This is a genomic window from Aeromonas sp. s9 (genome assembly GCF_040907765.1).
Taxonomy (GTDB): Bacteria; Pseudomonadota; Gammaproteobacteria; order Enterobacterales; family Aeromonadaceae; genus Aeromonas; species Aeromonas caviae.
In genome coordinates, this window is record NZ_JBFOCK010000069.1 from 77628 (window position 1) to 100754 (window position 23127).

Below are 23127 nucleotides of genomic sequence, written 5' to 3' on the forward strand. Positions count from 1 at the left end.
TATTGGTAGCATCGACGACCGCTCATCCCGCAGGATGGGCGGTCGTGCTGTTTTGAGAGGAGAGGGATGTGATTGCACTGATTCAGCGGGTCAGCGAGGCCAGCGTAACGGTAGAGGGAGAGGTGACCGGGGCCATCGGCCAGGGGTTGCTGGTGCTGCTCGGGGTGGAGCAGGGGGATGACGAGGCCAAGGCGGACAAGCTGCTGCACAAGGTGAGCGGCTATCGCATCTTCTCTGACGAGAACGGCAAGATGAACCTCAACGTGAGCCAGGTGGGTGGCAGCTTGCTGGTGGTCTCCCAGTTCACCCTGGCGGCGGATACCGGCAAGGGGATGAGACCCAGCTTCTCCGGTGGCGCCCATCCCGCAGATGCCGAGCGACTCTATGAGTACTTCGTGGCTCGCGCCAGGGAGAGCGGTGTGCCGACCGAAACCGGCCGCTTCGCCGCCGACATGAAGGTCAGGCTGCTCAACGATGGCCCCGTTACCTTCTGGCTGCAGGTATAAGGGTGGCAGGCAGAGCGGGCCTCACCGGAGGGCAGGACGCGATGCCTGCACACTTCGTAGGTTCTTCACCCTGCCGGTGCTCGCCCGCCCTGGCCATGCTGACGGGTCGCGTGCAGGATGACGTTGCGGTAGCCGGGCACGTCGTGGACGCGGGTCGGGCCTATCCACTCCTCTGCCAATCGCAGAGCCTGTGCCTGTTCGAGCCGGGTGCGGGGCAGCAGATTGATGATGAGGGTGCCGCTCAGGCGGCTGGCCAGCGCCTGATAGAGCGGGGCCTGGAACAGCAGCAGGGGGTTGCCGTCCTGGCTGAACAAATCCAGCAGCACCAGATCGTAGCTCTCCTGGCTCTGGTGCAGGAAGTGCAGCGCATCGGCGTGATGCAGCCGAGGCGAGCCCCCTGACGAGGGGAGGAAGAACTGCTGGAACAGGGTGAGGATCTCGGCATCCAGATCCACGCAGTCGTGGTGGGCATCGGGCCAGCGTGCCGCCAGGTGACGGGTGAGATCCCCTCCGCCCAGCCCCAGCTCCAGGATCCGGCTTGCCTGCTTTGGCAACTGCTCCGCGATGCTCCGTTGATGAGGCAGACAGAGGCGGGCCGGTTGGTGGAGGCTCATGGCGGATTGCACCACGCCATCCATTTCCAGCCAGCGATGACGGGCATTTTCAAGCACCGAAACGCGGCGTTCGGGTTTGGCACTGAGGTGCAATAAGTGATCGGCTTGGTACGCTTGCAGATTGAAGTCCATGAATTTGCACGGCAAGATGGCTTTCGACCAGTGTAACTCAAGGATGTTGTTATGTACCGGGTGGTCATCCCCCAAACGGCAGCCGAGCTGGATACCTACTACAGGCTGCGCCGGGAGAAATGGTTGCGTCAGTCCTTCCATCTGCCAGTCGGCGCACACTCAAGGATCGCTTTATGTACCGGGTAGTCACCCCAGAAACACCAGCGGAGCTGGATGCTTACTATCAGTTGCGCTGGGAACTACTGCGCAAACCCTTCAATCTGCCCCTTGGCTCCGAGCGTGACGAGTACGATAGCGTCGCCATTCACCGGCTGATGCTCTCACCCGACGGAACGCCCATCGCCGTGGGTCGCCTCTTTGTGGGCGGCGATGAAGCCCAAATCCGCTTTATGGCGCTGCGACCCGAATTTCGCGGCCAGGGGCTGGGCGCCCGCATGGTGGAGGATCTCGAGCAGCTTGCCCGCGACGAGAAGGTGAAACGGCTGGTGATGAACGCCCGCCAGGAGGCGGTGGAGTTCTATCGCCGCTGCGGCTTCCTCGAGGTAGGGGAAGGCCCCGTCTCCTTCGGCCGCATCCCTCACCGCCAGATGATCAAGTCCCTGAGTCCCATGCAGACCATCCAGTACCGTCCGGAGTGGTGCCAGGATCTCACCACCCGCTGGTCGCGGGGCATTCCCATCAGCGAGAAGATGGGGGTGCACATCACCCACTACGATGGCCAGACCTTCCACCTCAAGGCCAACCTGGCGGCCAATCTCAACGTCCACGACACCATGTTCGCCGGCAGCATCTACAGCCAGTGCGTGCTGGCGGGCTGGGGTCTCATCTGGTTGCAGCTCAAGGAGGCAGGGCTGGGAGGGGATACCGTGCTGGCCGAGGGCAACATCAAGTATTACCGGCCGGTGAGCGAAGAACCGGAGGCGCGGGTGGCCCGGGAGGGCATGCCCGCCGTGCTCGAGCCGCTGAGGGGCGGAGAGTCCGCCAAATTCAGCCTGCGGGTGCAGCTGTTCAGCGGCCGCAAGCTGGCGGTGGAGTTTGTCGGTCAGTACGTGGTACTGCCCATCAAGCGCGGCGCACGCTGATCCCTGATGTTCACAGCAACAAGGCCTCTTCGCGAGGCCTTGTTCGTTATTGGGCGGCCGGTGGCCGTGGGCGCCAGAGCGGGCCGCTTCGTCCCTGGGCGGGGTAGCGCACACCCGCCTCCCAGCCACAGGCGTCCTGTCCCGTGGGGAAACTCCAGCCCAGGTCGGGCGCATTGAGGGGGCCGCGCCAGCGGGCGAGCAGCTCGGCGCAGCGCCCCTTGTTCAGGACCCCGAGGTCGAGCTGCCACTGGTCTGCGGCCAGGTCGACACCCCCTTGCAGTGCCAGCAGGTGGGTGATGGTGGAGGCACCACCTTGCTCGATCCGCACCTTGCCCTGCTCCGCCCTGGCATCCAGCCTGATCTGATAGAAGGGGGTGTCTCCGCGTTGCATCGCCTGCCACAGCATCTGCGGTGTCAGATCGGGGGGGGTCTGCTCCCTGAACCAGTCATCCAGCAAGGGGTCGATGCCGACCTTGTCCCAGAAGGGATCCTTGCTCTCCAGGCTCAGGCTGCCCTGAAGGGTCCGGCGCCAGTTGGCCGTCTGCTCGCCGGGCTGCCCGTTGAGGTCGGCCTGCAGATCTGCCGCCAGATCCACCTTGCCCGCGAAGGAGACGGGGGAGTGCAGCAACTTGCCCCACTGCTCCAGATCCAGCTGCTTGCCCTGCAACTGCAGGCGGCTCTCCTGCCCGGGCGTCCTGCCCCACTGGCCGCTCAGGTTGAGGGAGCCCTCGTCGGGCAGGGAGGTGGTGAAGGTGTTGAGCTGCCAGGAGCTGGGGGTCAGCTCGCCATCCAGGGTGCCGTTGCGAGCACTGAGACCGTCCCACACCAGCTCGAACCACTTGCTCTCGATGCGGGCGCGCCCCAGCAGGGGGCCTGGCTGGTTGCCCCGCAGGGCGAGATCGTTCAGGTAGAGTTGCCAGCCGGTCAGGGAGAGGGGCAGGGTGTCGTCGAAAGAGAGCACCTTGAGCTTGTCGAAGGCCAGTTTGCGGATGTCGATCTGTTGCGGGCGCCAGCCCTGCCAATCCTGCCACCACCCCTGGGGCAAACTGATGTCCATGCCGCTCAGGGCCAGATCCTTCAGGGTGAGCTTCTGCTGCTGGGTGTCGAGGGCCAGCTCGACGTTGAACTCCCCTTCGTATGCTTTGCCCCGCAGCTCGGCATCCAGCTGCCGGGAGGAGAAGGCGAGCTTGCCCTCGACGGCCTCAAGCTGGAACAAGCCGCGGCCCATGTCGCCTAGGGTGCCCGCCAGATAGCCGCTGGGCTGGCTGCCCGCCTGCCAGTCGAAGGCGGTGAGCTGGCCGTTGAAGTTGTTGAGGGAGAGCTCCTGATCGATGGCATTGATGCTCACCTGGGCAAGCTGACCCCTGTCCAGGGTGATGCGGCGCAGGGGGAACTCGCCAGGGGGGATGTCACCAAGCTCGAGGCGCATGGCGCGGGCCTTGAGATCGTGCAGTTGCAGGCTGCGCTCTGGCCAGTTCAGCACCATGCCGGTCTCGAGCAGGCCGTCGAACAGGTTGGTGGTCAGTCTGTCGGTGCTGAGCACCTGCCCCTCCAGCCGCCCCTTGAGGCTGAGACGGGCCAGGGTGAACATGGGGGTCTCCAGCTGGTTGATGCCCAGGGTGAGGTTGGCCTGGGGCTGGCGTCTCGGGTCGATCAGTTCCCAGTCACTCAGGGACGCACTGAGGCCGCGCAGGGTCAGGGCCTCGCTCTGCAGGCTCAGGTTGTCGATGGTGCTGTCGCTGATGGTGAGGGAGTGAACCGGCAGGCTTGGCAACTGGTTGGGGAGCGGCAGCTTGATGACGGGACGGATGAGGTCCAGGTGGGCGATGCGCACATCCCGGTTCAACCAGTCGATGTGCTCGATCTCCAGATAGAGTTTTTCCAGCTGTACCGCATCCCCATAGCGCACCTGTTCCGCCAGCAGGGTGTAGGGGTGCAGCGGATTGAACACCAGCCGGCCTATGGTGACGGGCACCCCGGTCTGCTGGCTGAGCCAGTTGGCGATGGGGCCTTTGGCGCGCTCGGCATCGAACAGGCCGAGACCGACCCAGACAAAGAGCAGCAGGAAGGCGAGGGTGTAGAGCAGGCCGCGGAGCCAGGAATTCATCAGTGCTTTCCTCCTGTTTCTGTTGCTTGGTCAGGCATTCGAGTAGTGATCCCGTAGACCGAGCCAGCATCGTATCAAGGGTTCGACATGGCTCGGGTGTTTATCCATCAGGCAAGGTGACCCTCTTCTGCATCTGCCTTGGTCAAGCATTGGAGTAGTGGTCCCGCAGGCCCAGCCAGCGGCGGATCAGGGGCTCGACATGAGCCGGGTGTTTGTCCATCAGGCAAGGTGACCCTCTTCTGCATCTGCCTTGGTCAAGCATTGGAGTAGTGGTCTCGCAGGCCCAGCCAGCGGCGGATCAGGGGCTCGACATGAGCCGGGTGTTTGTCCATCAGGAAGCGCGCCATCTTCTGCACCTGAGGGATGAGCGGCTGGTCGCGCACCAGATCGGCGATCTTGAGATCGGCCAGGCCGGTCTGGCGGGTACCGAGCAGCTCGCCTGGGCCACGCAGCTCCAGATCCCGCTGGGCGATGAGAAAGCCGTCGTTGGTCTCCCGCAGTACCCCGAGGCGGCTCTGGGCGGTCTTGGACAAGGGGGCATGATAGAGCAGCACGCAGTGAGAGGCCACCGACCCCCGCCCGACCCGGCCGCGGAGCTGGTGCAACTGGGCCAGCCCCAGTCGCTCGGGGTTTTCGATGATCATCAGGCTGGCATTGGGCACATCCACCCCCACCTCGATGACGGTGGTGGCGACCAGCAGTTGCAGTATGCCCGCCTTGAACTCCTCCATCACCCGCTGTTTCTCGACGGGGCGCATCCGGCCGTGTACCAGGCCGATGTGCAGGCCGGGCAGCAGGGTTTGCAGCTCGGCGGCGGTGTCTTCGGCGGCCTGGCACTCCAGCACCTCCGACTCCTCGATCAGGGTGCAGACCCAGTAGGCCTGCTTGCCCTCCTCGCAGGCGAGCCTCACCCGCTCGATCACATCCTGGCGGCGACTGTCCGGCAGGGCGACTGTGGTGATGGGAGTGCGGCCCGGCGGCAGCTCGTCGATGATGGAGGTGTCGAGGTCCGCATAGGCGGTCATCGCCAGGGTGCGGGGGATGGGGGTGGCGGTCATGATGAGCTGGTGGGGATGCACCCCTTCCCGCTCTCCTTTTTCTCGCAGGGCGAGGCGCTGATGCACGCCGAACCTGTGCTGTTCATCGATGATGACCAGGGCGAGGCGCTGGAATACCACCTGCTCCTGGAAGATGGCGTGGGTGCCCACCACCATCTTGACGCTGCCGTCCGCGATGGCGGCCAGCGCCTCTTCCCGCGCCTTGCCCTTCTGCTTGCCCGCCAGCCAGCCCACCTTGATGCCGAGCGGCTCCAGCCACCTGGCGAAGTTGATGGCGTGCTGTTCGGCCAGCAGCTCGGTCGGGGCCATCAGCCCCACCTGGCAGCCGTTGCCGATGGCCTGCAGGGCGGCCAGCGCCGCGACCAGCGTTTTACCTGAGCCCACGTCCCCCTGCACCAGCCGCATCATGGGGTGGCTCTGCTGCAGATCCCTGGCTATCTCCGCCACCACCCGGCTCTGGGCGCCGGTGGGGGTGAACGGCAGGGCGCCGAGCAGTTGCCGGACCAGCTCGGGAGCGGGTTTGAGGGCGCGGGCCAGCTGGGTCTGTGCCTGGGCGCGCACCTTCAAGACCGAGAGGTTGTGGGCCAGCAGCTCTTCCAGTACCAGCCGCTGCTGTGCCGGGTGCTGGCCGCTCTCGAGCAGGGCCAGCGCCACCGAGGGAGGCGGGCGGTGCAGCAGCTTCAGGGCGGCGGCAAGATCGATCTGCTGGGGATAGAGGCCGGCAGGCAGCAGCTCCTCGACCCCGTAGAGGTCGAGCTGGGCCAGGGCCTGATCCGTGAGGCTGCGCAGGGTGAGCTGGCGCAGCCCCTCTGTGGTGGGGTAGACGGGGGTGAGGGCCTCTTCGGTCTGGCCGGCCTGCTCCTCGCCGAGCAGCTTGTACTCGGGGTGGGCCATCTCCAGGCCGTACTTGCCGGGACGTGTCTCGCCGAAGCAGCGGATAAGGCGGCCCTGGGCCAGGCTGTTTTTCTGGGCAGCGGTGAAATTGAAGAAGCGCAGGGTCAGGCTGCCGGTGCCGTCGCTGATACGGCACACCAGCATGCGGCGGCGCCCCATTACCAGCTGGGTGTCCTGGATCTCGCCCTCGACGGCACCGTGCAGGCCGGGCGGCAGATCGCCGATGGGCCACACCTGGGTGCGGTCCTCGTAGCGCAGGGGGAGGTGGAACAGCAGGTCCTGTACCGTGGCCAGCCCCAGCCGCTCGAGTTTCTCCAGCATCTTGCTGCCGACACCCTTGAGGCTGTCGAGGGAGATTTTATCCAATTTCATCAATTAGATGCCCGAAAACACTGTAAATATGTCCAGATGATAGGGGTTGTTGCGGCCTCGATGCAAGCCGCGTTGTGCCGTTCCGGGCTGGTGGGCAAGGGAGCGGGGGGAGGGTCATCCATGAAAAAGGCCTGCCGGAAACGGCAGGCCTTTTCACTGACGGGGCGCCCTGGCGGTCAGATGATGCGCTTGAGCAGGAGGTGAGCCTTGACCCTGTGGATCCGGGCCAGCAGCTTGCGCACCTGATCCGGGTAATCCTTGATCTGCTCTATCTGGTCGAAGTGACTGATGCGGCGGGTGTGGGCCAGGATGTTCTCCCGCTCCGCACTGAACTGCTCGCGCAGGTGATGGTGCTGGTCGTGTACCAGCAGGCCGTTCTCCAGATCCAGCGCCCAGGCTCGGGGATTGAGGTTGTTGCCGGTGAGCAGGGCCCACTCCTCATCCACGAAGATCCCCTTGAGGTGATAGGAGTTCTTCTCGCAGCACCAGAGCATGAGGTTGAGCCGGCCGTTGTCGATGTGGTGCTGGTTGCGCTCGGCAAACTTGCGCAGGTTGGTCTCGTAGAGATAGGGCAGACCGCCGATGGTGGAGAACTTCTCCTCCGGGGGGATGAAGAAGTCGTTGGCGGTCTTGTCGCCCACGACGATGGTCACCTTGCAGCCGCGTTTGAGCAGCGCCTCCACGTCCTTGTTCAACTCCTTGGGGGGGTTGAAGTAGGGGGTGCAGATGAAGATCTCCCGCTCGGTGGCTCGCACCAGGTTGCGGATCATCCGGTTGAGCTGGTTGCCCCGCTTGCCCAGGCCCACCATGGGGGTCACGGCGAGCTCCCGATCGTTGGGCTGGATGCTCTCGAAGCGGTACTGGCAGAGGCGCAGACGCTGCTTGAAGCGGCGGATCGGTCCCTTGAGCTGCTTGGCGCCGGGAATGCCGGTGCGATCCAGCCGCTGGACGGCCTCGCTGCCGAGGAAGACGTCATCCACGTAGTTGACCATGCTGCGGGTCAGTGCCGGGCTGTGGATCTGGTGATAGCGATCGAAGCGGTAGCGCTCCTGCTGGTGCAGGTAGATGTCGTTGAGGCTGGCGCCGGAGTAAAGCAGGGTGTCGTCGAAGATGAAGCCCTTGAGGTGCAGCACCCCGAGCAGCTCGCGGCCCTTGACCGGCACGCCGTAGATCTCGATCTGGTGTTGGTGGCTGGCGGCCATGGCCTGGTACATCAGGTGGTTGCCCCCCTGCTTGCCCTTGCCGATCAGGCCGCGCTGGGCGCGGTGGAAGTCGACGAACACCTTGATGTCGAGAGAGGGATTGCGCTGCTTGGCGGCATAGAGGGCGGAGAGGATCTCCCGTCCCGCCTCGTCATCCTGCAGATAGAGCGCGATCAGATAGATGCGCTGGGTCGCATGGGCGATGAGCGACAGGATCCGGCTCTTGAAGTCTTTGGCGCTGCTGAGTATCTGGAACTGATCCGCGGCAACCGCGATCTGGGGTAAGCGGGTCAGCAACTGTCGATAATGTGCCGATGAATGCATAGAGAAGCCTGAAATCACGGGATGAAGCGTTCCACTCGGGGCGAAGAATAGGCAATTCTAGCAATCTGTGGCGATGGGCCCAAGCAAGAATCCGTAAAAAGTCGGTGCAATATCACATCGGGGCCGACGGATGCGGCCCCGATGTGTTTCCGTCAGAGGATGGCGCTGGCCGTGGCCACGATGAGGAAGGCGATGGTACCGAGCAGGGTCTCCATCACGGTCCAGGTCTTGAGGGTGGTCTTCTCGTCCATGTTGAGGAAGCGGCTGACCAGCCAGAAGCCGGAGTCATTGAAGTGGGAGAGCACGGTGGCACCCCCGGCGATGGCGATGACGATGAAGGTCAGGTCCAGCTCGCTCAGGCCGGTGGTGGCGGCCACGGTCGGCGCCATCAGGGCGGCGGTAGTGGTCAGGGCCACGGTGGCGGAACCCTGGGCGACCCGCAGCGCGGCGGACACCAGGAAGGCTGCGAGGATCACCGGCATGCCGGTATCGGAGAGGACGTCGGCCAGCGCGGTGCCGATGCCGCTCGCCCGCAATACGCCGCCGAACATGCCGCCGGCACCGGTGACCAGGATGACGGCGCAGACCGGGGCCAGGGCGTCGTTGCAGAACTTCTCGAGCTGCACCTTGCCCTGGCTCTGGCGGAACATCCAGAGGGCGTACAGCACAGTGATGAGCAGGGCGACCGGGGTCTTGCCGACCATGCGCAGCACGTTGACCCAGTCCGCACCCTTGTCGATGACGCCCATGACGCTCAGGGTATTGAGGCCGGTATCCATGAAGATGAGCACCAGCGGCAGCAGCAGGATGGAGATCACCTGGCCGAAGCTCGGCGCCTTGTCGGAGAGCTGCTCGGCACTGGCAGTGAAGCTCGGGGGCAGGGGCAGCTCAAACTTCTTGCCGGACCAGAGCCCGAACAGGTAAGCACCCAGATACCAGGTGGGCAGCGCGACCAGCAGGCCCACGATGGTGAGCAGACCGATGTTGGCACCCAGCAGCTCGCTGGCGGCCACCGGGCCCGGGTGGGGCGGCAGGAAGGCGTGCATCACCGCAAAGGCACCGGCGGAGGGCAGGGCATACTTGAGGACGGAGCCGCCGAACTGCTTCGCCACGCTGAAGATGATGGGCAGCATGACGATGAGGCCGGCGTCAAAGAAGATCGGGAAGCCGAACAGCAGGGAGGCCACACCCAGCGCGAAGGGGGCGCGGTGGGAGCCGAAGCGGTTGATCAGGGTATCGGCCAGTACCTTGGCACCCCCCGTCATCTCCAGGATCCTGCCTATCATGGCGCCGAGGCCGACCAGCAGCGCGACCGAGGCCAGGGTGCCGCCGAAACCGGTCAGCATGGTGGGGATCACCTGGTCATAGGTGACCCCGGTGGCCAGGGCCGTCAGCATGCTGACCAGGGTCAATGCCACGAAGGCATGTACCTTGAATCGCATGATCAGCACCAGCAACATGACAATGGCTCCGCCCGCTACCGAGAGCAGATAGGCGACATCGGGTGTGTTCATTGCTCCGTCCATAAAATTGTCCTCAAATGGTTCTAGTTGTTGTTCTGCACATTTCTGTGCTGCACTTCACATTGCGAAACGTTACCGGTAACATGTTACCGGTAACGTGGTAGCTTAGAACCCATCAGGCGAACGTTTTTTGAAAAGTGAGAGAGAGGTCAAATAATGGCGGGCAAGTGCATTATCGTGATGGGTGTGTGTGGCAGCGGCAAGTCCAGCATCGGCCTCAAGGTGGCCAATGCTCTGGGGGCCAAGTTCATCGACGGCGATGATCTGCACCCTCGCGCGAACATCCAGAAGATGGCGGCGGGCAACCCGCTCAACGACGAAGACAGGGCCCCCTGGCTTGAGCGGATCCGCGATGCGGCCTACAGCCTGGAGCGCAAGAACGAGCTCGGCGTCATCGTCTGCTCGGCCCTCAAGAAGCAGTACCGCGACCAGATCCGCGAGGGCAACGACTCGGTGAGTTTCCTGTTTCTGGACGGCAGCCAGTCCCTCATTCTCGAACGGATGCGGGCACGGCAGGGCCACTTCATGCGCGAAGCCATGGTACAAAGCCAGTTTGATACCCTGGAGCGACCGGATGGCGAGCCCGGCGTGTTTCGCATCGATATCGACGGGACCTTCGAACAGGTGGTCGACCGTGCCGTCACCGCGCTGACGCAGGCGCAATGAGCCATGTCGCGCGCCCGGCTGCAGCCGACCGCGCCCGTATATAGAGTTGGAGAGAAAGCTATGACCCATCCCGTGATCACCCAGGTGACCAACCGCATCCGCGAGCGCAGCACCGCCCGCCGTGCCCGCTTCCTGGCCCGCATCCAGCGCCAGGCCGATCAGGGCAAGACCCGCGCCTCCCTCTCCTGTGGCAACCTGGCCCACGCCGTGGCCGCCTCGAGCTGTGACGAGAAGGGGCGCATCCTCGACATGACCCGCGCCAACGTGGCCATCGTCACCGCCTACAACGACATGCTGAGTGCCCATCAGCCCTATCAGGGCTACCCGGACATCATCAAGGGCGCCCTGGCGGAGCTCGGCCACAGCGCCCAGGTCGCCGGCGGCGTGCCCGCCATGTGCGACGGCGTGACCCAGGGCCAGCCGGGGATGGACATGTCCCTCTTCTCCCGGGATCTCATCGCCCAGGCCACCGCGGTCTCCCTCTCCCACAACACCTTCGACGCCACCCTGCTGCTCGGCATCTGCGACAAGATTGCCCCGGGCCAGATCATGGGGGCGCTTTCCCACGCCCACCTGCCCACCGCCTTCGTGCCTGCCGGCCCCATGGCGAGCGGCATCAGCAACGACGAGAAGGTAAAGGTGCGCCAGCAGTACGCTGCCGGTGAAGTGGGCCGCGACGCCCTGCTCAAGATGGAGTGCGGCGCCTACCACGCGGCGGGCACCTGCACCTTCTACGGCACCGCCAACACCAACCAGCTGGTGTTCGAAGCCATGGGTCTGATGCTGCCGGGCTCCGCCTTCGTGCATCCGCACAGCGAGCTGCGCCACGCCCTCACCGAGGAAGCGGCCCGCCGCATCAGCGCAATGATCCCGGGCTCCCCGGCCTATCGCCCCCTGAGTGCGGTGATCGACGAGCGCGCCCTGGTCAACGGCCTGGTGGCCCTGCTCGCCTCCGGCGGCAGCACCAACCACAGCATTCACATGGTGGCGCTGGCCCGCGCCGCCGGGCTTGAGCTGACCTGGGACGACCTGAGCGATCTCTCCGACGTGGTGCCGCTCCTGGTGCGCATGTACCCGAACGGCCCGGCGGACGTCAACGCCTTCGAACAGGCGGGGGGCGTGCCCGGCCTGATGCGTCGTCTGGCCGAAGAGGGGCTGATCCACCTGGATGCCACCCCGGTCTTCGGCGAGATGCAGGATTACCTCAGCCGTCCGGCACTGGTGGATGGCAAGCTGGTGTGGCAACCGGTGGGCGAGAGCGGGGATCCGAGCGTGCTCTCTCCCTCTGGCAGCGAGTTCCAGGCCACCGGCGGCACCAAGCTGCTGGCGGGCAACCTGGGCCGCGCCGTGGTCAAGGTTTCCGCCGTCGCGCCCGAGTATCGGGTCATCGAGGCCCCGGCCCGGGTCTTCTCCTCCCAGCATGCGGTGGAGGCGGCCTACAAGGCCGGTGAGTTGAACCAGGACGCCGTCATCGTGGTGCGCCACAACGGCCCAGCCGCCAACGGCATGCCGGAGCTGCACAAGCTGATGCCGGTGCTTGGCAACCTGCAGAAGGCGGGTCACAAGGTGGCCCTGGTCACCGACGGCCGCCTCTCCGGCGCCTCCGGCAAGATCCCGGCCGCCATCCACGTCACCCCGGAAGCGCTGCACGGCGGGGCCATCGGCCTGCTCGCCGATGGCGACCTGCTGCGGGTGGATGCCGAGTCCGGCCGCCTCGACTGCCTGACCGATTTGAGTGGCCGTACCCAGGCCGAGATCGACCTCACCCTGGAACAAGAGGGGTGGGGCCGTGAACTGTTCAGCGTGATGCGTCGCGCGGTATCGAGCGCCGAGTGCGGCGCCACCATCTTTGACTAAGGAAGAGCTATGCAGAACTGGAAAGTGACCCCTGCCGAGGTGTTTGCCGCCTCCCCCCTGGTACCCGTGATGGTCATCAACGACCTGGAGCAGGCCCTGCCCATGGCCAAGGCCCTGCTGGATGGCGGCATCTCGGTGTTCGAGATCACCCTGCGCACCCCGGTGGCGCTGGACGCGATTGCCCTCATCGCCAAGGCGATGCCGGATGCCATGGTCGGTGCCGGTACCGTGCTCAACTGCGCGCAGTTTGATGCCGCCGTCGCTGCCGGTGCCCGCTTCGTCATCTCCCCGGGCATGACCCCGGCCCTGCTGGCCCACGCGGCCAAGAGCACGGCGCCGCTGATCCCGGGGGTGGCCACCCCGTCCGAGGTGATGCAGGCGCTGGAAGCAGGCTACGACCACCTCAAATTCTTCCCGGCCGAGGCGAACGGCGGCACCAAGGCACTCTCCGCCATCGCGGCGCCCCTGCCCCAGGTGAAATTCTGCCCCACCGGCGGCATCGGCCCGAAAAACGTGGCCGACTACCTGGCGCTGAAATGTGTGGCCACCGTCGGCGGCTCCTGGATGCTGCCGGCAGACGCCGTCAAGAGCGGCAACTGGGAGGAGGTGACCCGCCTCTCCCGGGAAGCGGTTGAATTGGTTAAACGCTAAGCAAATATCGTTTAGAAAAATTAAACAGGCCACCCCCGGGTGGCCTGCTGTTTTTCCGCCCCGGGAGGGGGTGGGCCGTTTGCTTCCGGCCTCGCCCTGGCTTAAGGTCGGGGGCCGCCCCTCTCCCCTGGAGCCTTCATGTCCTGTCTGCATCCATCCTACCCGCAAGGGCACTTCACCGCGCTGCACTGCCACCCCCATGCCCAATACTGCTATCTGCACGACGGGGGCGGCATCATCACGGGGCGAGGGGAGGGAGAACTGCTGGTGGCGGGCCAGATCTGCTTTATTCCGGCGGGGTGGGAGCACGAGTTTCGCGTGCTGCGCCGCTCCCGACTCTCCCTCCTCTATGTGCCGACGTCGGCCCGTACCGCCTTCGGCCCCTTGCAGGCCAGCCCACTGCTGGCGGGCCTCTTCGCCCGCCTGTCCGAGCTGGCCGAGGAGGAGGTGAAAGGGGCCTATCTGACGGTGCTTGGCCAGGAGCTGGAGCGCGCCGACCCGCTCGCGGCGCGCATTCCCCTCGCCGGGGCGCTGGACCCGCGCCTGCTGCGGGTGCTGGACAGGGTGTGCCAGGCACCCGCCATCCATCTGACGCTGACGGCGCTGGCGGCAGATTGCGGCGCCTCGGTGCGTACCCTCAACCGACTCTTCCTCCAGCAGCTGGGGTGCAGCTTTCGCCAGTGGCGGGAGCAGGTGGTGCTGGGACGGGCGCGCCAGTTGCAGCACCGGGGGCTCACGCTGGCCCAGATCGCCGATCGGCTCGGCTACGAGGATCCCGGCGCCTTGTCCCGCGCCCTCCAGCGCCTTGCCCGACGCGAACCGGCGGCCTGAGGGCCCGTCGTCTGCCTTCCTGCCCGCCATGGAGGTGTCTGCGGGTTGCCGGCAGTCAGCGCCGCGAGCCGATATCCGCATCCTCCTTGCTGCCTGCCAACAGACAGGTCACCTCGTCGGTGTGGCAGATCCGATCGCCGCGAAAGGTGAAGAGGCCGCTCACCTTGCAGACCAGGGTGCCGCCGTCCTGGCGGGTGGCCCGTACCACATGGGTCGAGTGTACCCGCTCCCCCTGCGCCAGGGTGGCGACAAACTCGATGCTCGCCCCGGCCAGATGGCGGCGCAGTGTGGCGATGTGCTGGTGAAACGCCGGGTAGTCGAGCCGCTCGCCGTTCACCTCCTGGCAGTAGTCGGGGGTGAACCAGGCGTCGAGCTCCGCCAGGGGGAAGGCGGGATCGCAGATGACGCGCTGCAGGCAGGCTTTCAATCGTTCGGTGTGGTGCATGGTCTGCTCCTGACAGGTTGGATGGAGGAGCCAGCATAGGCCAGGGGGCGGCGAGGGGAGAGGGGAGAAGGCGCCATCATGGCGGTCGAACGCGCCATGATGGCCGGGGATCAGCCGAGGCTTTCCCCCTCATAGAGGGAGAAGCCGATGTCCTTGCACCTGGTCGCCAGCGGCTGGCCGCCGAGGCGGGCCAGCAGCATGATGGCGGCTTCGCGACCTATGGTCTCGCGGGGGGTGACGATGCTGGCGAGCTTGGGGGTCATGGCGTGGCCGATGTCGAGGGCGTTGCTGCCGGCGATGGCCACCTGCTGGGGTACCGGGATCCACCTGGCCTGGCATTGCAGCAGGGCCCCCACCGCCAGGTCGTCGTTGGTGCAGAACAGGCCGTCGAGATCGGGGAAGCGCGCCATGGCCTGGGCCAGCAGCTCTCCCCCCAGGGTGAAGCTGGAGGATTGCTCCGTCAGCAGGTGCTGGCCGGTCAGACCGAAATCGGCCATCGCCTGGTAGTAGCCTTCCATTCGCAGCTGGGTGCGCACGTCGAGCCGGGCGCCGAGGTAGATCACCTTGCGCCGTCCCCGGCGCAGCATCTCTGTTACCATGGCCCGGGCGGCGGCCCGGTGATCCATGCCCACCACCATGTCGATGGGGGAGAGGGGCAGATCCATGGTCTCCACCACCGGGATGCCGGCGGTGGCGATCATCTTGCGGGTGCGCTCGGTGTGCTGGGTGTCCGAGAGGATGAGCCCGTCCACGTTGTAGGAGAGGAGGGAGGCGACCTGCTCCTCCTCCCGCTCCGGGCTGTAGCCGTAGTGGGCGAGCAGGGTCTGGTAGCCGGCGGGCCGGGTCACCGCCTCGATGCCGTGGATCACCGCCGAGAAGACCTGGTTGGAGAGGGAGGGGATCAGGATGCCGATCGCCTTGCTGGTGGCGTTCGACAGCATGTCCGGCGCCCGGTTCGGGATGTAGCCGAGCTCCTCCACCGCGGCGGCGATGCGCTCGCGGGTCCCTTCGGCCACGGCGGACGGGTCGCGCAGGTAGCGGCTGACGGTCATCTTGGTGACACCGGTCAGGTCGGCAATGTCCTGCAGGGTAGGGCGGCGCTTGCGGGTGTCGTTCATCTGGGGATCCGGCAAAAAATGTTACACGTAACATTACCGTTTTTGCACGGCAATGTCAGCATATGACGCCATCAACAGGGGGCAGGGGATGATCAAGGGCAGGTGTTTCGAGGGGGTCCACTTCGAGCAGCAGGAGGTGGAGGGGGAGCAGTTCCAGGGGTGCCGCTTCATCGGCTGTCACTTCTCCTGGCTCGATCTCGGGGAGAGCCGCTTCGTCGACTGCAGCTTCTATGACAGGGAACGGGAGCTGGGATGCCTGTTTCAGGGCTGCGATCTGAGGGAGGCGAGCTTCCTGCGCTGCGATCTCACCCTGGCGGACTTCGGCCGCAGCCAGTGTCTTGGGCTGGAGATGCGCGACTGCCAGGCCATGGGGATCAACTTCGCCCATGCCAGCTTCGCCAACCGGATCACTGCCAAAAGCTATTTCTGCGAGGCCCACCTCACCGGCAACAACTTCAGCTACGCCAACTTCGAAAGCTGCCTGCTGGAGCGGTGCGAGCTTGCCGGAAACCGCTGGCAGGGGGCCAACCTGCTGGGCGCCTCCCTGGCAGGCTCGGATCTCAGCGGCTCCGAGTTCGGGCAAATCGACTGGACCAGCTTCAACCTGCAAGGGTGCGATCTGCGCCAGTGCGATCTGCCCGGCCTGGATCTGCGCCGGGTCAACCTCGCCGGGGTGCAGATCAATGAAGATCAGCAGCAGGGGCTGCTGGAGCAGATCGGGCTGGTGGTCTTCCCCTGAGCGGGGTGGAAAAGAGGTAAGTTTTCATCATCGGGGCGGGCGGTGTGGTGCCTCCCCTGCCAAGCAAAAAGCCTGCGCGATGCAGACTTTTTGTCAGGTGAAGTGCTAAACGACGCGGTGTTGCTGTCTTTTGCTCCCTGCTCCCCTCGCGGGAGAAGGGCTGGGGATGAGGTAGCGGACTCCACTCGGGCACCGCCAAGGCGGGCTTAGCGTCTGGCCAGCCACTTGGTCGGGTTGATGGCCTCGCCCTGATAGCGGATCTCGAAGTAGAGGCCGGAGCGCTCCTGTCCGCCGCTGTCGCCGACCAGGGCCACGGGCTCACCCTGCTCCACCTTTTGTCCCACCTGGCGCAGCAGCGACTGGTTGTGGCCGTAGAGGCTCATGTAGCCCTTGCCATGGTCGATGACCAGCAGCATGCCGAAGCCGTCGAGCCAGTCGGCGTAGACCACCTGGCCCGGTGCCACCGCCTTGACCTGGGTCCCTTCGCTGGCGCCGATCAGGGTGCCCTTCCACTTCAGCTCGGCGGTACGTGGCGAGCCGTAGGAGATGAGGATGGGGCCCTGCACCGGCCAGCGCAGGTTGCCACCCGTGCTCAGACCGCCGTAGCCGTTGCTGCTTGCCTTGGCGCTGTTGCGGGCGGCCGCTTGCTGCTGCGCCACCTTGGCCTGCTGTTCAGCGACGCGTTGCTGCTGGGCCGCCAGCCGCTGCTGTTCGCCGACCTGGCGCTGCTGGGCCGCGATCCGCTGCTGCTCCTCGATGCGCTTCTGCTCGGCTGCCAGGCGCTGGGCCTCCAGACGGCGCTGGCGCTCCTGCTCGGCCTTGATCTTGGCGAGGCGCTCCCGCTCGGCCCGTTCGCGGCGTTCCTTTTCTTCCTGCTGACGACGCAGCTCTTCCAGCCGCGCCTTGAGCGCCTTCTCCGCCTTGACCAGCTTGTCGAGCTTCTGCTCGTCGGCCTGCACCGACTGCTGCAACTGGTTGCGCACCTTGGCACGGCTCTGCTGGCTGGCCAGCAGGCTCTGGTGATGCTCCTGCTGCTCGCCGAGCAGGGTCTGGAGGCGGCTCTCGGTCTCCCTGGTGGCCTGCTGGTTCTTGGCCAGCTTGTCACGGGTGGCGCGCAGGGCTTCAATGGCCTCGATACGGGCCTTGTTGAGGTAGTCGAAATAGTCGAGGGCGCGGCTCAGCTTGGCCGGATCCTGCTGGTTGAGCAGCAGTTTGAGGTAATCGTGGTTGCCCGCCTGGAAGGCGCTTTCCGCCTGCTTGGCCAGCAACTGCTTCTGGTGTTTGGCTTGTTGCTCCAGTGCCAGCTTGTCCTGCTGCAGGGACGCCAGCTTCTGCTGGTTCTGCCGGAGTTGCTGTCTGGTCTGCTCGAGTTTGGCGGCGGCAGCCGAAATGGCCTGCTCGTCAGCCTTGAGCTGGGTGTTGAGCTTGGCAAGCTCCTGCTTGCTGAGCTTGAGGGTCTGTTGCTGTTCCTTGATCTGGGACTGCATGGCCCCCAGCTGCTGGTTCGCAGCCTGGGCTGTGCCGGTACCGCCGATCAGGCAAAAAAACAGCGCGCCGGCCAACAGGCCGACGCGACTGGTTTTCTGTGAAATAATTTCGCATCCCCGCATGGGGCAGGATTATTTCAGAATCATCAGGGGCTTGCCAGTCATTTCCGGCGGCACCGGCAGACCCATCAGGGTCAGCATGGTGGGGGCCAGATCGGACAGTTTGCCACCTTCGGCGACCTCGGCTTTACGACCGAAGTAGATGAGGGGAACCGGCAGATTGGTGTGGGCGGTGTGGGCCTGACCAGTCTCTTCGTCCATCATCTTCTCGGCGTTGCCATGGTCGGCGGTGATGAGGCACTCGCCACCCACTTCCGCCAGGGCGTCGGTGACGCGACCGATGCAGTGGTCGACCGCTTCACAGGCTTTGACGGCCGCATCGAACACGCCGGTGTGGCCGACCATGTCGCCGTTCGGGTAGTTGCAGATGATGACGTCGTACTTGCCGCTCTTGATGGCCGCAACCAGCTTGTCGGTCAGCTCTTCGGAGCTCATCTCCGGCTGCAGGTCATAGGTAGCCACTTTCGGGCTCGCCACGATTTCGCGATCTTCGCCGCTGAAGCAGGCCTCTTCGCCACCGTTGAAGAAGAAGGTGACGTGGGCGTACTTCTCGGTCTCGGAGATGCGCAGCTGGGTCTTGCCCTGCTTGGCCAGCCACTCACCCAGGGTATTGACCAGGGCGGTGGGCGGATAGGCGCAGGCGGTTTTGATGTCGGCCGCGTATTCGGTCAGCATCACGAAGTGCAGCGCCGGGGTGGCGGTGCGGGCGAAGCCGGTGAAGTCGGTATCGACGAAGGCGCGGGTGATTTCGCGGGCGCGGTCGGCGCGGAAGTTCATGAAGATCAGCGCATCGCCGTCGATCATCGGTACAGCGTCGCCGATGCGGGTGGCTTTGACGAACTCGTCGTTCTCGTCGCGGGCATAGGCGGCGGCCAGCGCGTCGGTGGCGTTGTCAGCGGTGAATTCGCCCTTGCCCTGGGTCATCAGGTCATAGGCCTGCTGCACGCGATCCCAGCGGTTGTCGCGGTCCATGGCGTAGTAACGACCGATCATGGAGGCGAAACGACCCTTGCCCAGTCGGGCAAACAGGGCGTCGAACAGCTCGATGGAGGACTGGGCACTGCGCGGCGGGACGTCGCGGCCATCCAGGAAGGCGTGGAAGTAGATCTGCTCGGCGCCACGCTTGGCGGCCATCTCGATCATGCCCATGATGTGCTCTTCGTGGCTGTGTACGCCACCCGGGGACATCAGCCCCATGATGTGCACGGCCTTGCCCTTGGTCACGGCAGCGTCGACAGCCTTGGCCAGCTCGACGTTCTGGAAGAAGTCGCCGTCCTGGATGTCCTTGGAGATGCGGGTCAGCTCCTGATAGACGACGCGACCGGCACCGATGTTGGTGTGGCCCACTTCGGAGTTGCCCATCTGGCCGTCCGGCAGACCCACGTCCAGGCCGGAGCCGGAGATCAGGGTGCTGGTGTAGTCACGGGCCAGGCGATCCAGATTGGGGGTCTTGGCAGCAGCAACGGCGTTGTACTCTTGCTTGGTGCTGTAGCCCCAACCGTCCATGATGACCAGAACCAGCGGTTTCTTAGCTGTTGACATAAGGCTATGTCCTCTCGGATAGGAATGAATTGCGGGAAGTGAAACTAGCGTAATATTACTACATCTGCCGAAATAGTCACCTGATAGCCAAGTCCCTCTCCAGCCTCGCTTTTTAACTGTTATCCCGCTGTTTTAGGCATGTTGCCGGCTTGTCTGCCGCGGCGGGGTTTCCGCTGTTTCCCCCCTCTTTTCGGCATGGCGCATCCTCTCGTTCGGCCCGGTTGGAGGAGGAAGAATCGGCAGCCATCCCTGATGGGAGCTTGCTCTCGCTTTGCCGCCAAGATGGCTGATCTTATGCAGGGCCCCATGTATACTCGGGCCCTTGTCTTGGTCCCTGGATAGTAGAAGATGCAAGAGTATTTGGATTTCGCGGCCCGCAATCCGCTGCTGACCGCAGCCTGGTTGGGCCTGGCAGGCACTCTGGTGTATACCACTGTGCGTGCTCGTTTTTCTCCGGTGAAGGCGGTCAACAACCACGCCGCTACCCTGCTTATCAACCGTGAAAATGCCACCGTCGTGGACATTCGCAGTCAGGATGAATTTGCCAAGGGCCATCTGGCCGGGGCCCATCACCTGCCGCTCGCCCAGATCCAGGCGAATAATCTGGGCCCGGTTGAAAAGCACAAGGATGCCCCCATCATAGTGGTGTGCGAGTCGGGGATGACCGCTGGTGGCGCGGGTCGCCAACTGAGCAAGGCCGGTTTCAAGCAGGTGTATGTGCTCAGCGGTGGCATGGCCCAATGGCGTGCAGACAATCTGCCGGTGACCAAAAAACGCTGATTTAAGGGCCTGCGCCCACTCATTATCTTAAAAAGGAATCAAACGAAATGGCTGACGAAATCAACAACCAGGAAGTGCAACCGGAATTCCACATCCAGCGTGTCTACACCAAGGATGTCTCCTTCGAAGCCCCGAATACCCCGCACATCTTCCAGAAAGAGTGGCAGCCGGACGTCAAGCTGGACATGGACACCAAGACCAATGTCCTGGCCGACAGCGTCTATGAAGTGGTGCTGACCCTGACTGTCACCTGCAAGCTGGAAACCGAGACCGCCTTCCTGTGCGAAGTGCAGCAAGCCGGCATCTTCACCATCGGCAACCTGCCTGAGCCGCAACTGGCCCACTGCCTGGCGGCCTTCTGCCCGAATATCCTGTTCCCGTATGCCCGCGAAGCGGTGTCCAACCTGGTGAGCAAGGGTTCCTTCCCGCAGCTGAACCTGGCACCGGTCAACTTCGACGCCCTGTTCGCCCAGCACATGGCGCAGGTACAGGCCCAGCAGGCGACTGCGGAAGCCTGATAATGGCCGACCAGATCGCAATCTCGGTCCTGGGGGCGGGGTCTTATGGCTCCGCCCTTGCCATTTCTCTGGCGCGCAATGGTCATCCGACCCTGCTGTGGGGTCACGACCCTGCCCATGTCGCCGAGCTGGAACAGGATCGCTGCAACAAGGCATTCTTGCCGGATGTCCCCTTCCCGGCCGATCTGCAACTGACGTCGGATCTGCAGGCGGCGGTGCAAGCCGCTCCCGTGCTGCTGCTGGTGGTGCCGAGCCATGTGTTCGGCCAGGTACTGGCCCGGGTCAAACCCTTCCTGCGCCCGGATACCCGGATTGCCTGGGCCACCAAGGGGCTGGAGCCGGACAGCGGCCGTCTGCTGCAAGAGGTGGCGCGGGAGGTGCTGGGGGATGCCATTCCACTGGCGGTCATCTCGGGCCCGACCTTCGCCCGCGAGCTGGCCGCCGGTCTGCCGACCGCCATCTCGGTGGCCTCGACCCACGACGACTTTGCCGACGATCTCTCCCACCTGCTACACTGCGGCCGCTCGTTCCGGGTCTATACCAATCCGGACTTCATCGGTCTGCAGCTGGGCGGGGCGGTCAAGAACGTCATCGCCATCGGTGCCGGTCTCTCTGACGGACTCGGCTTTGGCGCCAATGCCAGAACTGCGCTCATCACTCGGGGTCTGGTGGAGATGCAGCGCCTCGGCGCCGCCCTCGGGGCCGATGCCAAGACCTTCATGGGGATGGCGGGGCTCGGGGATCTGGTGCTGACCTGTACCGACAACCAGTCGCGCAACCGCCGTTTCGGTCTGGCGCTGGGAGCGGGCAAGTCGGTTGACACCGCCATGGCCGAGATAGGCCAGGTGGTGGAAGGCTATCGCAACACCAAGGAGGTGCATCTGCTGGCGGCCCGCTGTGGCGTCGAGATGCCCATCTGCGAACAGATCTTCAAAGTGCTGTACGAAGGCAAGAATCCGAAAGAGGCGGCCATCGCCCTGCTGTCGCGAGACAAGAAGGACGAGTGATCTGCCAGCCGCAGAATGCAAAAGGCCCCGCCAGCTGGCGGGGCCTTTTCTTTGCCGCAAGGGGGCAAATCAGTAGTAGGAGTGGTCGCCGCGCTGGTGCTCGGTGGCATCCTTGACGCCGTTGAGCTCGCCCGGGAATTTCTCCAGCAACTGCTTCTCGATCCCCTCTTTCAGGGTGTAGTCGACCATGGAGCAACCGTTGCAACCGCCGCCAAACTGCAGGATGGCCAGTTTGTCGTCGGTCAGCTCGACCAGGGTGACCTTGCCGCCGTGACCGGCCAGCATGGGGTTCACCTCGGACATCAACACGTACTCGATACGGTCGATCAGCGGGGCGTCGTCGGCCACCTTGCGCATCTTGGCGTTGGGGGCTTTCAGGGTGAGCTGAGAGCCCATCTGATCGGTGACGAAGTCGATGGTGGCATCCACCAGGAAGGGGGCGCTCAGGGGATCGACCAGGCAGTCGAAGCCGCTGAACGGCAGGTGCTGATCTTCCGGATCGACCGCGTCGGGTGGGCAATAGGATACGCCGCACTCGGCATTCTGGGTTCCCGGATTGACCACAAACACCCGGATGTTGGTGCCATCAGGCTGCTTCTCCAGCAACTTGCGGAAGTGGGCCTGGGCGGTGTCGGAAATGCTGATCATCACTATCCTCATAAACCTGAGTGTACGACTAGGGTATTCATGATAACTCGCTTGGCGGGGCTTGGGTAGCGTGCCGATGGCGAGCCTGTGAGCCCGGGCGTATCGGAATCATGCCGCCAGCGGCCTCCCGGGCCGGATCCCTGCCCGGTTATTTCAGGTGTCGGAGGGTACGGCAGATGGCCCACACCTCTACCGTGGTGACGCCGTGCTGATGGAACAACCGGGTGAGTTGACCTGCGGTGGCGCCCGTGGTGACCACATCGTCGAGCAGTGCCACATGCCGGTAGTGGTGAGGTTCTATTTCGAAGGCGCCACGCAGATTGCGTCGCCGCTGGCCGGCACTGAGCCGGGTCTGTTGCGGGGTCGACCTTGTCCGGCGCAGTACGCGGGTGTCGCAAGGAATGCCGGTGAGTGCGCTCAGGGCATGGCCGATTTCTTCTGCCTGATTGAAGCCGCGCCACCACTGGCGCCACCAGTGTAGGGGAACCGGAATGATGACCTGCGGCGGATTGGCGAGGTCCAGATGGTCTGCCAGCAGGCGGGCAAGCAGCGGCGCTAGCAGGATCTGACCGGAATACTTCAGCCGGGGGATGAGCTGGGCATAAGGTGCCTGATAATCGCCGATCACCTGCAAACGCTCCCAGGGGGCGGGTCTGCGCTGGCATCGTCCGCACAGCAGTTCGCTCTCGCGATGTTGCTCCGGCAGCGGTGCTGCACACATCAGGCATCGTCTGTCGTGTTGGCGCTGGGCGTGGCGGCACCAGGAGCACAACAAAGGCGTCTCGTCACAGGGCTGGCGACAGAGCAGGCACAGACCGAGCCAGTCGGACTGGGTGCCAAGGATCGGACTTGCTTTGGCGAGCAGCCGCTTTAACATGCAGGCTCCAAGCAGATAAACAGGGAT

General features: G+C 64.6%; 21 protein-coding genes. 10 read left to right on the forward strand and 11 right to left on the reverse strand.

What is annotated here, in order from left to right; translation table 11 throughout:
* The first annotated feature begins 68 nt into the window (after window positions 1–68).
* A complete protein-coding gene (gene dtd, locus AB5Y54_RS14180; protein ID WP_039039510.1) occupies window positions 69–506 on the forward strand; it encodes a D-aminoacyl-tRNA deacylase in 438 nt (145 codons plus the stop codon).
* A gap of 65 nt (window positions 507–571) precedes the next feature.
* Here dtd and AB5Y54_RS14185 read toward each other — a convergent pair whose 3' ends face one another.
* Window positions 572–1252 carry a methyltransferase domain-containing protein gene (locus tag AB5Y54_RS14185; protein ID WP_042865392.1) on the reverse strand — a complete coding sequence of 227 codons (681 nt, stop codon included), beginning with the start codon at window positions 1250–1252 and terminating at the stop codon, window positions 572–574.
* 173 nt (window positions 1253–1425) lie between these two features.
* Between AB5Y54_RS14185 and AB5Y54_RS14190 the strand changes: the two genes are divergently transcribed.
* On the forward strand, window positions 1426–2334 hold the full coding sequence (locus AB5Y54_RS14190) for a bifunctional GNAT family N-acetyltransferase/hotdog fold thioesterase (protein ID WP_201985677.1): 909 nt from the start codon (window positions 1426–1428) through the stop codon (window positions 2332–2334).
* Between the two features lie 46 nt (window positions 2335–2380).
* Here the strand turns inward: AB5Y54_RS14190 and AB5Y54_RS14195 are convergent, their stop codons facing one another.
* From AB5Y54_RS14195 to AB5Y54_RS14210, 4 genes are all read right to left on the reverse strand, one after another.
* Entirely contained in the window at window positions 2381–4441 is a 2061-nt protein-coding gene (locus tag AB5Y54_RS14195; protein WP_053288827.1) for an AsmA-like C-terminal region-containing protein, read from the reverse strand.
* Window positions 4442–4695: 254 nt separating this feature from the next.
* Entirely contained in the window at window positions 4696–6765 is a 2070-nt protein-coding gene (recG, locus tag AB5Y54_RS14200; RefSeq protein WP_010672534.1) for an ATP-dependent DNA helicase RecG, read from the reverse strand.
* Window positions 6766–6941: 176 nt separating this feature from the next.
* Window positions 6942–8291 carry a CDP-diacylglycerol--serine O-phosphatidyltransferase gene (gene pssA / locus AB5Y54_RS14205; RefSeq protein WP_161646872.1) on the reverse strand — a complete coding sequence of 450 codons (1350 nt, stop codon included), beginning with the start codon at window positions 8289–8291 and terminating at the stop codon, window positions 6942–6944.
* A 152-nt stretch (window positions 8292–8443) separates the two neighbouring features.
* A complete protein-coding gene (locus tag AB5Y54_RS14210) occupies window positions 8444–9805 on the reverse strand; it encodes a GntP family permease (RefSeq protein WP_223918078.1) in 1362 nt (453 codons plus the stop codon).
* A 165-nt stretch (window positions 9806–9970) separates the two neighbouring features.
* On the opposite strand from AB5Y54_RS14210, the gene AB5Y54_RS14215 reads away from it, so the two are divergent.
* The 4 genes from AB5Y54_RS14215 (at window position 9971) to AB5Y54_RS14230 (ending at window position 13819) form a co-directional block, all read left to right on the forward strand.
* On the forward strand, window positions 9971–10480 hold the full coding sequence (locus AB5Y54_RS14215; RefSeq protein ID WP_039039504.1) for a gluconokinase: 510 nt from the start codon (window positions 9971–9973) through the stop codon (window positions 10478–10480).
* Window positions 10481–10540: 60 nt separating this feature from the next.
* Window positions 10541–12337 carry a phosphogluconate dehydratase gene (gene edd / locus AB5Y54_RS14220; protein WP_161646870.1) on the forward strand — a complete coding sequence of 599 codons (1797 nt, stop codon included), beginning with the start codon at window positions 10541–10543 and terminating at the stop codon, window positions 12335–12337.
* Between the two features lie 9 nt (window positions 12338–12346).
* On the forward strand, window positions 12347–12988 hold the full coding sequence (locus tag AB5Y54_RS14225) for a bifunctional 4-hydroxy-2-oxoglutarate aldolase/2-dehydro-3-deoxy-phosphogluconate aldolase (protein WP_039039502.1): 642 nt from the start codon (window positions 12347–12349) through the stop codon (window positions 12986–12988).
* A 138-nt stretch (window positions 12989–13126) separates the two neighbouring features.
* Window positions 13127–13819, forward strand: a complete 693-nt coding sequence (locus AB5Y54_RS14230; protein ID WP_151027772.1) for an AraC family transcriptional regulator — start codon at window positions 13127–13129, stop codon at window positions 13817–13819.
* Between the two features lie 55 nt (window positions 13820–13874).
* On the opposite strand, the gene AB5Y54_RS14235 is transcribed toward AB5Y54_RS14230, so the two are convergent.
* On the reverse strand, window positions 13875–14264 hold the full coding sequence (locus AB5Y54_RS14235) for a nuclear transport factor 2 family protein (RefSeq protein WP_041214080.1): 390 nt from the start codon (window positions 14262–14264) through the stop codon (window positions 13875–13877).
* 110 nt (window positions 14265–14374) lie between these two features.
* Complete coding sequence (locus AB5Y54_RS14240; protein ID WP_039039499.1) at window positions 14375–15382, reverse strand: substrate-binding domain-containing protein; 1008 nt, start codon at window positions 15380–15382, stop codon at window positions 14375–14377.
* Window positions 15383–15470: 88 nt separating this feature from the next.
* Here AB5Y54_RS14240 and AB5Y54_RS14245 point away from each other — a divergent pair, with 88 nt between their 5' ends.
* Window positions 15471–16121 carry a Qnr family pentapeptide repeat protein gene (locus tag AB5Y54_RS14245; RefSeq protein ID WP_041212172.1) on the forward strand — a complete coding sequence of 217 codons (651 nt, stop codon included), beginning with the start codon at window positions 15471–15473 and terminating at the stop codon, window positions 16119–16121.
* A 206-nt stretch (window positions 16122–16327) separates the two neighbouring features.
* Here AB5Y54_RS14245 and AB5Y54_RS14250 read toward each other — a convergent pair whose 3' ends face one another.
* A complete protein-coding gene (locus tag AB5Y54_RS14250) occupies window positions 16328–17731 on the reverse strand; it encodes a peptidoglycan DD-metalloendopeptidase family protein (RefSeq protein WP_042864587.1) in 1404 nt (467 codons plus the stop codon).
* Window positions 17732–17740: 9 nt separating this feature from the next.
* Window positions 17741–19270, reverse strand: coding sequence for a 2,3-bisphosphoglycerate-independent phosphoglycerate mutase (gpmM, locus tag AB5Y54_RS14255; RefSeq protein WP_039039496.1), 1530 nt, complete (start codon window positions 19268–19270; stop codon window positions 17741–17743).
* A gap of 348 nt (window positions 19271–19618) precedes the next feature.
* On the opposite strand from gpmM, the gene AB5Y54_RS14260 reads away from it, so the two are divergent.
* Genes AB5Y54_RS14260 through gpsA form a run of 3 tightly spaced genes read left to right on the forward strand, consistent with a single transcriptional unit; the run spans window position 19619 to window position 21575 of the window.
* On the forward strand, window positions 19619–20050 hold the full coding sequence (locus AB5Y54_RS14260; protein ID WP_010672546.1) for a rhodanese-like domain-containing protein: 432 nt from the start codon (window positions 19619–19621) through the stop codon (window positions 20048–20050).
* Window positions 20051–20097: 47 nt separating this feature from the next.
* Window positions 20098–20568 (forward strand): protein-export chaperone SecB, encoded by a 471-nt coding sequence (secB, locus tag AB5Y54_RS14265; protein WP_010672547.1) that lies wholly within the window; start codon window positions 20098–20100, stop codon window positions 20566–20568.
* A 2-nt stretch (window positions 20569–20570) separates the two neighbouring features.
* Window positions 20571–21575 carry an NAD(P)H-dependent glycerol-3-phosphate dehydrogenase gene (gpsA, locus tag AB5Y54_RS14270; protein ID WP_010672548.1) on the forward strand — a complete coding sequence of 335 codons (1005 nt, stop codon included), beginning with the start codon at window positions 20571–20573 and terminating at the stop codon, window positions 21573–21575.
* 69 nt (window positions 21576–21644) lie between these two features.
* Here gpsA and nfuA read toward each other — a convergent pair whose 3' ends face one another.
* Complete coding sequence (nfuA, locus tag AB5Y54_RS14275; RefSeq protein ID WP_010672549.1) at window positions 21645–22223, reverse strand: Fe-S biogenesis protein NfuA; 579 nt, start codon at window positions 22221–22223, stop codon at window positions 21645–21647.
* Between the two features lie 148 nt (window positions 22224–22371).
* Window positions 22372–23100 (reverse strand): ComF family protein, encoded by a 729-nt coding sequence (locus tag AB5Y54_RS14280; RefSeq protein WP_368153937.1) that lies wholly within the window; start codon window positions 23098–23100, stop codon window positions 22372–22374.
* Window positions 23101–23127 lie beyond the last annotated feature (27 nt).